This is a genomic window from Bartonella sp. AU16XJBT, assembly GCF_028618665.1.
Lineage (GTDB): Bacteria > Pseudomonadota > Alphaproteobacteria > Rhizobiales > Rhizobiaceae > Bartonella.
This window is the reverse complement of the sequence record NZ_JAQITF010000024.1, coordinates 1-11281: the sequence shown is the minus strand read 5'-3', so window position 1 is coordinate 11281 and position 11281 is coordinate 1. Positions and strand designations below refer to the sequence as shown.

General features: G+C 40.5%; 9 protein-coding genes and 2 pseudogenes. 7 read left to right on the top strand and 4 right to left on the bottom strand.

Features of this window, described 5'->3' with window-relative positions:
• Together PVV66_RS08550 and PVV66_RS08545 are read left to right on the top strand one after the other, a co-directional pair.
• A pseudogene (locus PVV66_RS08550) lies at window positions 1–215 on the top strand (transcriptional regulator); the annotation flags it as partial.
• 434 nt (window positions 216–649) lie between these two features.
• On the top strand, window positions 650–1018 hold the full coding sequence (locus PVV66_RS08545; protein ID WP_273719392.1) for a helix-turn-helix transcriptional regulator: 369 nt from the start codon (window positions 650–652) through the stop codon (window positions 1016–1018).
• Window positions 1019–1172: 154 nt separating this feature from the next.
• Here PVV66_RS08545 and PVV66_RS08540 read toward each other — a convergent pair whose 3' ends face one another.
• The 3 genes from PVV66_RS08540 to PVV66_RS08530 form a co-directional block, all read right to left on the bottom strand.
• A complete protein-coding gene (locus PVV66_RS08540) occupies window positions 1173–1454 on the bottom strand; it encodes a hypothetical protein (RefSeq protein ID WP_273719391.1) in 282 nt (93 codons plus the stop codon).
• Window positions 1455–4816: 3362 nt separating this feature from the next.
• Window positions 4817–5398 (bottom strand): disulfide bond formation protein B, encoded by a 582-nt coding sequence (locus PVV66_RS08535; protein WP_273719390.1) that lies wholly within the window; start codon window positions 5396–5398, stop codon window positions 4817–4819.
• A 10-nt stretch (window positions 5399–5408) separates the two neighbouring features.
• Window positions 5409–5561 carry a DUF5993 family protein gene (locus PVV66_RS08530; protein ID WP_005774735.1) on the bottom strand — a complete coding sequence of 51 codons (153 nt, stop codon included), beginning with the start codon at window positions 5559–5561 and terminating at the stop codon, window positions 5409–5411.
• A gap of 793 nt (window positions 5562–6354) precedes the next feature.
• Between PVV66_RS08530 and purE the strand changes: the two genes are divergently transcribed.
• The 5 genes and pseudogenes from purE to PVV66_RS08505 form a co-directional block, all read left to right on the top strand.
• Window positions 6355–6852, top strand: coding sequence for a 5-(carboxyamino)imidazole ribonucleotide mutase (gene purE / locus PVV66_RS08525; protein ID WP_273719386.1), 498 nt, complete (start codon window positions 6355–6357; stop codon window positions 6850–6852).
• Between the two features lies 1 nt (window position 6853).
• On the top strand, window positions 6854–8044 hold the full coding sequence (locus tag PVV66_RS08520) for a 5-(carboxyamino)imidazole ribonucleotide synthase (protein WP_273719384.1): 1191 nt from the start codon (window positions 6854–6856) through the stop codon (window positions 8042–8044).
• A gap of 675 nt (window positions 8045–8719) precedes the next feature.
• A complete protein-coding gene (gene ykgO / locus PVV66_RS08515) occupies window positions 8720–8845 on the top strand; it encodes a type B 50S ribosomal protein L36 (RefSeq protein WP_004863016.1) in 126 nt (41 codons plus the stop codon).
• Window positions 8846–8988: 143 nt separating this feature from the next.
• Window positions 8989–9774 carry a tetratricopeptide repeat protein gene (locus PVV66_RS08510; protein ID WP_273719373.1) on the top strand — a complete coding sequence of 262 codons (786 nt, stop codon included), beginning with the start codon at window positions 8989–8991 and terminating at the stop codon, window positions 9772–9774.
• Between the two features lie 91 nt (window positions 9775–9865).
• A pseudogene (locus tag PVV66_RS08505) lies at window positions 9866–10048 on the top strand (hypothetical protein); the annotation flags it as partial.
• A gap of 241 nt (window positions 10049–10289) precedes the next feature.
• On the opposite strand, the gene PVV66_RS08500 reads toward PVV66_RS08505, so the two are convergent.
• The gene (locus PVV66_RS08500) at window positions 10290–10454 is read right to left on the bottom strand and encodes a hypothetical protein (RefSeq protein ID WP_273719372.1); all 165 of its coding nucleotides are present in this window, start codon (window positions 10452–10454) and stop codon (window positions 10290–10292) included.
• Between the last annotated feature and the right edge of the window lie 827 nt (window positions 10455–11281).

Below are 11281 nucleotides of genomic sequence, written 5' to 3'. Positions count from 1 at the left end.
TAAGCGCCAAATGCTTACTGGAAATCGCTCAAAAACTAGAAGTTCCGATAAGCTTTTTTTATGCAGATCTTGTGACAGCGGATATTTTCTCAAAAGAAAATCTTTCCCACCATAATCAATACACCTATAGTGAAAAAGAATTTGCCCTTTTAAAAAGTTTCAGAGAACTCCAACCGAAAAAACAGAAGGCAATTTTATGCTTGCTCTCTGATTAGCAAAAGCACGCACATCAACATTATTCGCTCATAGAGAGCCCTTTTGGTAAAATTCATCCCCCCCTCAAAGGATAAAATTTCATCAGATTTAACCAAGCTATCCCGAATATTCCTGCTCTTTTTTCCTTCTTAAACAAGACTACTTTACAACCATAACAGAGTAAAAAATATTTTCATTTCTCTTGCCAACTTTCTGAAATTCATTTATCACTTAAAAGATATTTTGGTCGTCTACGCAACGATCAAAAGGGGTTAAAAGCCCTAAGTTCAGTACATAAAAATCGATACCACTTTACTGGTATATCCCGGATTCCGGGAGCTTTTGCTATGTCCAGGTGCGCTCTAGCACTAAAAGCAAAAGGCTGACTGAACTCAGTGCTTTTAACTCCCGGAATACCAATGCGAGGGCGCTCGCAACCGGAGGGGGGTGCAAAGTGCCAACTAAAGATCCACATTTTATCGACATTTCTATAGGCAAAAGAATTCGTCATAGACGCATTGCCATGGAACTTTCTCAAAAGGCATTAGGAAGCTTTTTAGGTGTGAGTTTTCAACAAATCCAAAAATATGAAAAAGGGTTGAACCGTGTAAGCGCCAAATGCTTACTGGAAATCGCTCAAAAACTAGAAGTTCCGATAAGCTTTTTTTATGCAGATCTTGTGACAGCGGATATTTTCTCAAAAGAAAATCTTTCCCACCATAATCAATACACCTATAGTGAAAAAGAATTTGCCCTTTTAAAAAGTTTCAGAGAACTCCAACCGAAAAAACAGAAGGCAATTTTATGCTTGCTCTCTGATTAGCAAAAGCACGCACATCAACATTATTCGCTCATAGAGAGCCCTTTTGGTAAAATTGATGCACCTCAAAGGGCAATGTTCTATCGAAAGCAACAAGCTAAATCCATCACACTAGCCCCTCACGCCATTCTTCACGCCCCCCTTCAAACAAACTCTTTTACATTCTCTTCCTCACACTCTTTTTTGCCTCGTCACGTTTAAATACAAAAAGCAATCCATCCATCCGCATATTGCCAACACAACGCATATTCTTACGGATAAGAATTTTCCCATCTCCCCACGCCTTAAACAACAGCATTTTATAGAAACCTACGAGTAAGCCCCATTCCTTCACACCATACTTTTTCCTCCTCACGCACGCCATTCCCATCCCTCTCCCATCAACACATCCTCGTCCCCCGTCTCCATCCCAACTTATCTCTCCACGCACAAGTCTCACCCGTCATCTCCCCCTTCTGCCACCCATCTTGCCCCTTCATGCACGAGACTCTTCACCTCCAAATCTTCTCACCCCATTCCACGCCATGATAAAAGCCCGACACAACCTAAGGCATACACAGCGCATAAATCTTTCACATCCTTAACTCCCCTTCCTTTTTTACAGATCAACGTTTTACGATTTTACATCTTTACAGAAAATAACAAATGAAATTTCCAAACCACCCCGCGCTACTCTGTAAACAATAATGCTCTATAATCCAACTTCTCACCCAGCCCCCCTAACTAACCTCGGATCACCGCCACTCAAACGAGGCTGATATCAAGTGCAACAAGCAATCCCTATCCCCTCACGCCTTCCTTCACGCATCCCTCCCTTTGCGCCATCAGCTCTTGTACGCACCATCCCCTCTCATTAACACACCCGTACACTTAACATAGCTCTTCATCTCATCTTGTCCTCCATTCACGAGACTCTTCACCTCCAAATCTTCTCACCCCATTCCACGCCATCTTTCAGCCCTTCGCACCACCTGCTCTTGTACGCACCGTCCCCTCTAACCTATCACACGCATTCTCTCCCTCCACCATCCCCCCTCTCATCAACGCACCAACAAACTTACCCCCTCTTCGCTCCAGTTATCCCCCCCCTTCTGCCTCCCATCTTGCCCCTCATGCACGAGACTCTTCACCTCCAAATCCTCTCACCACATTCCACGCTATTCTTCATCCCTTTGTACCACCGGCTCTTGTACACAGCGCCCCCGTTTATTTCCCACATTCCTTCTTTTCTCCAATCAATGCCCTTAACACACCTCTTCATCCAAGCTTGCCCCTCATGCACAGACTCGCTCCCCCCAACCCTCCGCTTCCATATTCCATAGCATGTGACAAACAACCAAAAACATACGCAGAACATAAATCCTCCACATCCTTAACTCCCCTTCCTTTTTACAGATCAACGTTTTACGATTTTACATCTTTACAGAAATCTGTAGACAAAATTCCGATAAAAACACTGATTAACGTGCCTCCACCCCTCACCTCAAAGGACGAAGGTTCCATCCAGCGCCAATTTATGAACAATCCGGCTTCTCACGGCCAATGACACTTGAGCAACCACTCATGCGGTTCACATAACAGTTTGCTGAAAATAGAATAGACAATTTATCCACGCCCTAAACTTTTCTCTCCGCGCCTTTGAGCATCTTCCACGATTCAAGACAAAGCTCTCCAACGACAAGATTTTGATTTATAAAGAATTTTCACTGTTTTACATATTGAATGAGAGTCTCGAATATTGTAAGATTCTCTCATTTCAAATCCTCTATATTGAATCAATCACCTCTCTTGCACGTTACAAGCAAGTAAGCCTGCGTGGCGTAAAAATTGTATAAGAACGGCATGTAACCGTCTCAAGTGCCAAAGGCTGTCGCAACATTTTAGGGCTAGCAAAGTATATGATTCCGGTTTACTCTTTTATGAAGCGTAAAGATGAAAGTGCCCGTTTCCATTACGTCTCTCAACTGTGCCTTCCACACCCTAAACACATGCCGCGTAAAAAGGATAAAAGCCCCTCTCCCCCAAAAAGCCTCCGCTTTTTTTCACAAACATTCTACATCCTCGTCCATTCACGACAGACTTCACCGCCTCACGCTTATCCCTTCCCGCCTAGCCCATCTTTCCTCACTCAACACACTTCATCTAAAGCGCTCTCCACTGAGGCTTTTCTCTCCACTTTGGATAAAATATTGTTTTATAATGATAATATAGCGTTATTCAATTTGAATGAGAATGTTGAATACCTTAAGATTCTCTCGTTAAAATTTGTTTATATTGAATCAATCACCTCTCTTGCACTTTACAAGCAAGTAAGCCTGCGTGGCGTAAAAATTGTATAAGAACGGCATGTAACCGTCTCAAGTGCCAAAGGCTGTCGCAATATTTTAGGGCTAGCAAAGCATATGATACCGGTTTACTCTTTTATGAAGCGTAAAGATGAAAGCGCCCTATAAATTTTACACACTTCATGGGGACTCTGCCCTTCTACCCTTCATAAACGCCGTCGCAAAAAGAGCTTGGGGATTTCTCATTAAAACAAGCCCGTAAATTAGTAACCCCGGTATATTTGGTAAACCCAGTATATTTGGTTTGGAGCATTCCGTTTTGCCTAAAGGTTGTGCGCCCAAAAAAACATACAATAAATATGATAAATAAAAGCGTAAAGCAATCTCCATTTTTTAAAAGACATTGCCTTAAATGCTTTTGAAAATCATAAAACTGAATAAAATGAGATGGCAAAGATGTGAAGGGAATTTTTCCCCTTAAAAACGCATCCCCATACGTTCCATGTCATTGGTGACAACACGCCATAAACGCATAAATTCTCTGCTCTTTTTTGCGTATTTCTATTTTTACGCTTTTGCATCTTTACAGAAACATCTTTATAAAATGATGACACGACCACGCTTTAAACAACCACCTTTAAAATCTCGCGGCCATTTTCACTTCAATCCCCCTTATCTTCACTTTAATCATAGATGATAAACTGGTCCCATTGACTTTATTGACCAGCGCAAAATTTTGCGATCCAATTTTGATTATCGAAAGGGTTTATAAGAAGCATTTTTACAACTTTTTAAAAGAATCTTGCTCCACATGCAGTGTTTTTTTTATGATGGACAAAGATCTATTAAATGGATTCACGCTAAGAAAGTTGGACATGAGAGATTTTTTTTGATTTTTTCCTTCACCGTCTACAACGATAAATTGTTCTTATATGTCAATGTTTTTTCGTAGGAAGAATCATCATCAAAACGCTCATCCTTTTCTAAAACAAAGGCTTCACAGAGAAAGGACAGATCTAAAAAGAAGATAAAAAAAAAGGTTTGTCTCTCATAAACAAACCTCTACAGAAAATTATTTAGATAATTTTCGAAATCTTAAACTAATCCCTCTAGAAGCATTTAAGATACTTCAGAAGCACCAAAATGAATACAAGAGGTTACTTAATACAAAGTTTAAAAAAATCAAGAGCAAAAAATTATTATCATTAATGCGCCCTTAAAAAACAAGTTTTTCACTCCCCCAGCCACTCGACAATCCAACGGCTCAAACAAGCTCCCTCGCGTCGCCCCTTCAACATCGCTTAAAAATAACGCGAGCTTTAAAAAAACGACAAGCCAAGTCTTTCTTAAAAAAAGATCAATCGCAAACACGCATAAAAGTCAATCTCTCGATAAAAGATCACTTTGAGAAGATCAAAAATTTTGATAAACTACCGCCTCAATAAAAAAGAAGCGGATTTTTCAACATCTCCGCCTCTTTAGCCGTAAAATTATGATGAGGAATAATTAAAAAAATTCAAGACTGTGAAGGGAACCAATTTGATAACAATTCATACCTTACAGGATCATCTGCGCATTGTCCGCCTCCACATTCCAGTATGGTAGAAATCAAATTTGCCGCAATTAAAAATACAAATAAGAAACTTGCTGTTTTACCCAAGATTGGAAAAGCAGAAAATTCTTTAAACTTGTGTGCCAATTCGCCTAAAATCATGACGAATGCAACAGCAAAGATACAAAGAACAGAAATAATGAAAGCCCAAGTATAAAAATGCAATCCAAAGAACGTTGAACCATATCCCAGATCATCAGGTGTGATATGCAAAAATACCTGCCGTGCAGCAACAGCACTGGTTACCATACAACCGATAATAACCATGCCATAATGGGTATTTTTCACCTTATGGTGAATATTGAGCAAGAACCCACATCCTGCCAGCATCAATCCAACGCGTTGCAACAAACAAAGGGGGCAAGGTAACTCAAATTTTACCAATTGATAATAAAAAGCGACCATCAAGACAATGGATAAACCAATCAGTCCTAGTGTATTCATAAAGATGACGAAATGAGGATTTTTTTTTTCAACATTTTCCATGGCTATTCTCTCAAAAAGATAAGTTTAAAGTAGAAGTTGCGTGATGATTAAACGTAAGAAGAATAACAACGAACAAAATAGCCCATAAAACATAACTTATATTTTTTTTGCCATACACCGTTGTTATTGCAGTGCCTAAAGCGATCAAAAATGGAAAAAACATGACTTTCAAATCTCCTTTCTTAATATTCCGGTGTTTAACTATTATTTCTTAATTATGAGGGTTCAACATATTAAAAAATTGGGCAAAAAAGAGACCATGGATTTATTATTCACAATTCATCCTTCACTTTAGTATTATCGTTATATTTATGGTATTATCGTTACATTTATGTGAAGAAATGATGAAAGATATAATCGCCTAAAAAGGTCTCTAAACAAAAGCGCTAAAGCGTCGATTATTCGCATTCTTTATTTCAGCAATTATTTAAAGAGTCTATTTTCCCCCATACCTGAACAGCAAAATAAAAAGCCTTTGAAATGAAAGATATTCTTCTGTTATTTTTCTCAACAAATATCCTTATTTACAACGCACTTTTGCCATAAAAATCTCTTTTTTATTATAAACAGTGTTTCAAATTGCACCATATTTTACAATATATGGTAACGGTATTTATTTTAGCAACAAGAAATGAGATATTTTCTAAAAGCCTTATATTTAAAGTCTTTTCCAAAATGTATTTCCAACATGTATTTTTTTGCTTCAAAGTAAACGACATTCTCGCTGTTTAACGTCCCCACCATTCAACATGTTTCACACCACAAGCTCAAAGGATAGTGCTTCATGAGTTTCAAGAGGGTATTTTTCAGCTGCTGTATTGCCCTTTAAATTTTGACCTTTCAATCTTATTTAAAGAAAACTGTTTCTCTACCAGAGATTGGCTTTGCAAAGAGACTATAAAACTCTTAAAAAATAATGGTAAAGAATCGCCTTGAATCTTTGAAAAGGATGGAGAATGACGAAAAAATCATGTGATGTCGCGATTTTAATGGGGAGCCAATCGGATTGGCGAACGATGTGCCATAGTGCAGATATTTTGACGAATCTTGGCATTTCTCATAGTTCGCATATTGTCTCAGCCCACCGCACTCCTGAACGTCTTTATCAATTTGCCAAAGAAGCAAAATCGGCAGGTTTTAAAGTTTTAATTGCCGGAGCTGGGGGTGCGGCCCATCTTCCTGGTATGCTCGCAGCGCTTACCCCCCTTCCTGTTTTTGGCGTTCCAGTGCACTCACAATCTCTTTCTGGTCAAGACTCTTTGCTTTCAATCGTGCAAATGCCAGCAGGAATACCGGTTGGCACACTAGCCATTGGCAAAGCAGGCGCCATTAATGCAGCACTTTTAGCCGCAGCCGTTATGGCCGTTTATGATCATGATCTCGCCCAGCGATTAGAAGATTGGCGCCAGCAACAAACAGCCGATGTCGCCCTAACGCCTGTCACGGAGGTTTAAAATGGCTGCGTTTTCCAACACGCCCGCTTCATCCAACACCACCTCACCGTCCAACACCACCATACCATCCAGCACCACCCCACCATCCAGCACCACCAAATCATCCAGCATGCTCCCTCCAGGCAGCGTCATCGGTTTAATCGGCGGCGGACAATTAGCCCGCATGCTCGCCATAGCGGCGGCAGAATTAGGATTTCGAACGGTTATTTTTTGCCCTGAAGCCGATTGCCCAGCCGCTCAAACAGCCAACAACCATATTGTTTCCTCCTATGATGACATATCAGCCTTAGATCATTTTATTGCTCAGTGTGATATTGTCAGCTATGAATTTGAAAATCTTTCGCTTCAAACGGTTCAATATGTAGAAAAGAGCAAGCCTGTTTACCCTTCTTCTAAAGCCTTAGAGATCGCACAAGATCGACTTTTTGAAAAACAATTTTTACAAGATCAAGGGATCAGCACCGCCTCATGGCATGCTGTTGACGATTTTTCTTCTCTTGTTTCTGCTCTTGATAGCTTAGACGGCCGTGGTCTTTTAAAGACGCGTCGTTTTGGTTATGATGGGAAAAACCAGATCAAGCTTGATCATCCCGCGAAACAAACCCTTGAAGAAGCCTTAAAAACTTTTCAGGAACAGCCTTGTATTTTAGAAGAAATCGTTCCTTTTTTATCGGAAATTTCGGTTCTCTCGGCCCGCACAAAACAAGGGGAGCATATTTTTTATGATTGTCCTGAAAACCAACATCAAAACGGAATTCTTCATAAATCCTTTGTTCCCTCCCATATTCCCCTTAAGGTACAAAAAGCCGCCCAAAACATCAGCGTTACAGTGATGAATGCTCTTAATTATGTAGGTGTTCTTTGCATTGAATTTTTTGTCTTAACGGATGGTCGCCTTTTAGTAAATGAATTAGCCCCGCGTGTGCATAATTCTGGTCATTGGACGCAAAAAGCCTGCATCACCTCACAATTTGAGCAGCATATCCGTGCGATTTGTGGTCTTCCCTTAGGCAGCCCCTATCGCCATAGTGATTGCCAAATGACCAATCTTCTTGGAAACAATTTGAACACTTTAAAATATTTTCTCACGCAAAAGCACACTTCGATCCATTTATATGGCAAACGCACAGCCCAACCCCACCGCAAAATGGGCCATGTCATTCAATTAACGGGACCAGCCAGCAGATCTTAATCCCCCTATAAAAAGTTTTTTTCACACTTTTCCCCCCAATGAACTGAAAAAACATCACCTCTGCTCACAGCGATATCCAGCGACTTAACAGCGCGTGCTTCTAAACCCTTCAATTCTTTCAACCCCACCTCACTGCTTCACACGCTCCTACAAACCACTTCTCCTCCACGCCCCCCTTAAAAGACCCCCCCCTCAACAATCCAGCAGCTTAACAGCACGCTCACCCTTTCAACTCTCCGCTTGAACAAGGCTTATTTTTTCAAAACTAAGAAGCTTTTAGCTTGTTCTCACTCTTTAGTACTTTTTTTTCTCAATGTTTTTATCTTCAAGGCAACCATCAAGACACCCTTTTTATCGCAGAGAAACCCTTGACAAGAATAAGTCTTCTTGTTAAATTCTGTCCACTTTTTTGCAATTTTCACTTATTCGTTGTGTTAATGAAGTGTGTTAATACGTGCCTTAAAGGTGCGTTTTTCTTTTTGTGATCACAGTGAAAAAGTGTATCGTGTAATATTATGATGCAAGTATGATATCATAATGCAATATTCGTGTGGTAAGCAGTGTATTGTCGTATTGGGGTTATGATTTATAGTGCGGTTGTAATGTTGTTATGATATTGTAAGTGTTATAGTATTGTAATATTGTGTTATGTAAACTGTTTAAACGGTGAATATGATGAAAATTAAAAATTCGCTTAAAGCACTAAAGGAGCGCCACCGTAACAATCGTTTGGTGCGTCGTAAGGGTCGTGTTTATATCCTCAATAAAACGAACCCGCGTTTTAGAGCACGTCAAGGCTAATTCTTTAGGGTTAATTTTTTTTATGCCTACTTTTTGTAGGCTTAAAAATTTTCCCTTAAGATTTTTTTGGGGGCATAAATCTATTGGTTACGAGTCCATTGTTTGATAATGTTTGGTGATTTATCTTTTGGGGGCTTGTTTTTATGGATTTTTCTATTTTTTTAAAAGTTTTTCGATTTTTTCAGTTGCGTTTTTTCTACATTTTCCAGCGCATTTTTTTTCTTTCTTTTGTTGGTATTTTTTGTTTCATTTCTTCGGGATATGGACAAAATCCTCCTTCGCTTCCTGAAGATCGTCCTTCTCCCCAATCGCTTTTACCGTTAGATGATCTCATTCCCAATTCTCCTCCTTCTTCTGCAACGCCCTCTGATTCTGACTCATCAGCGATTATTCTTGAAGATTTTGACTCAGAGCAGCTTTCCCATGTTGACAGTATAAAGCAACGCAAAGAAGCAGAAATTTTACGTTTACTGAAAGAATTGAAATATTGTGCTGATGTTGCTCAAGCGAAAAAGATCAGTCAACAACTTCAACATTTATGGTCCCAATCGGGGAGTGAAACGATTGATCTTTTAATGTCATGGGCTGAAAATGCGATCAACAGCGATGATTATGGTCTTGCACTTGATTATATTGATAATGCTCTTGCACTTTTACCTAGTCACGCTGAAGCTTGGATAAGACGTGCTTGGATTCACATTCAACTGAATGATTTCAAACTTGCCATGCTTGATCTCAACCATGCTCTTGAACTTGAGCCGCGCAACTATATAGCCTTTTTTGAACTTGGCGTTATCATGGAAGCAACAGAGCATCCAGAACTTGCGCTTAAAGCTTATGAAACGGCATTAGACTACTACCCACAAATGCACAAGCTTCAAAAGCGCATTGAGGCGCTGTTAGACGAACAATCACCACAAGCCCTTTGAACACATCATCCACAAACAACACACCTTACACATCCTCCAACCTTAAAATAAAACACAACGCTCCATCCCAGCCAATAAACCAGCCCTATAGCTCCCAATGCCCCCGTGCAATTACAGTGCCTTTTTTGAACTTGGCGTTATCATGGAAGCAACGGAGCGTCCAGAACTTGCGCTCAAAGCTTATGAAACGGCATTAGGCGACACCCCACAAATGCACAAGCTTCAAAAACGCATTGAGGCTCTGTTAGACGAACAATCATCACAAGCTTTTTGAACGCATCATCCACAAACAAAACCCTTCACACATTCTCCAACCTTGGATAAGACGTGCTTGGATTCACCTTCAACTGAATGATTTCAAATTTGCCGTGCTTACAACCATCCCCCCAACGCCCCTCCACACCATTGACAATGTCTTTTTAAAACTTAGGCCATTATCATGGAAGCAACGAAGCGTCCAGAACTTGCACTCCATTCACAAGACTTGTTCCCCCTTTCTCTCACCCCATTCCACGCTATGACAAAAGCCTCCACACCCCAAAAGCCCAACACACCCCAAAACCTCCACAACGCATAAAGCCTCCACGTCCTTCACTTCCTCTTCCTTTTTTACGTCTCAACGATTTTACAGAAAATGACAAACGAAAAACCCGCTCTGCTCTGCGAACAATACTCTTCACCCCATCTTGCTTTAACAACTGATGAACCAGCCCTGAAAGATGACTCACAAAGCAAAAGTTTCAAAGCTGCAATATCGATTCAACCAACATCCCTGCATCAGAAATATCCCCTTCAAACCTCCCCCAACATTCTCCCAAAACATCAAAACCGAATATTTTGCCCCCACTCTTCATTCCAGTCAACGCCCTTAAGATCGCTCTTCACCCCATCTTACGCACCATTCACAAGCCTCTTAACCTCCAAAATCCTCTCACCCCATTCCACGCTATGACAAAAGCCTCCACACCCCAAAAGCCCAACACACCCCAAAACCTCCACAACGCATAAAGCCTCCACGTCCTTTACTTCCTCTTCCTTTTTTTACGTATACACGTTTTTACGCTTTTACATTTTTACAGAAAATGACAAACGAAAAACCCGCTCTGCTCTGCGAACAATGCGGTCTGTAAACAATGCACTCCCCCCAGCTTCTTACCCACAGCGCCTGACTGATCAGGCTCCCTAAAGGAGGCTGCTTCATCAGACCCGACAGATAAGCCCACCGCGAAAATATTCCACACCCTTGCACAAAAAAACACACGCATTGTAAAATCTATTGCCCAATATCAATCTCAAAGAGCAGTATTGCATGATCGGATAAAATACGTGTTTCATTGATGCGCCCATCATTTTGAAGAAACAATTGGCAAAGAACTGTTCACCAACATCCTGATCCCGAATAAACAACATAATCCAACCACGCCAGAAAGAAGGAATAACTTACCAGAAGAAGTGTGATCTAACACAAAGGCTCCAAGAAACGGTGCTCCCAACATCGCTAAATTTT

Excerpts from the sequence above, each read along its gene's own strand:
- PVV66_RS08530 (WP_005774735.1), bottom strand. The coding sequence starts at position 5,561 with ATGTTTTTTCCATTTTTGATCGCTTTAGGCACTGCAATAACAACGGTG.
- PVV66_RS08520 (WP_273719384.1), top strand. The coding sequence starts at position 6,854 with ATGGCTGCGTTTTCCAACACGCCCGCTTCATCCAACACCACCTCACCG.
- ykgO (WP_004863016.1), top strand. The coding sequence starts at position 8,720 with ATGAAAATTAAAAATTCGCTTAAAGCACTAAAGGAGCGCCACCGTAAC.
- PVV66_RS08535 (WP_273719390.1), bottom strand. The coding sequence starts at position 5,398 with ATGGAAAATGTTGAAAAAAAAAATCCTCATTTCGTCATCTTTATGAAT.
- PVV66_RS08510 (WP_273719373.1), top strand. The coding sequence starts at position 8,989 with ATGGATTTTTCTATTTTTTTAAAAGTTTTTCGATTTTTTCAGTTGCGT.
- purE (WP_273719386.1), top strand. The coding sequence starts at position 6,355 with ATGACGAAAAAATCATGTGATGTCGCGATTTTAATGGGGAGCCAATCG.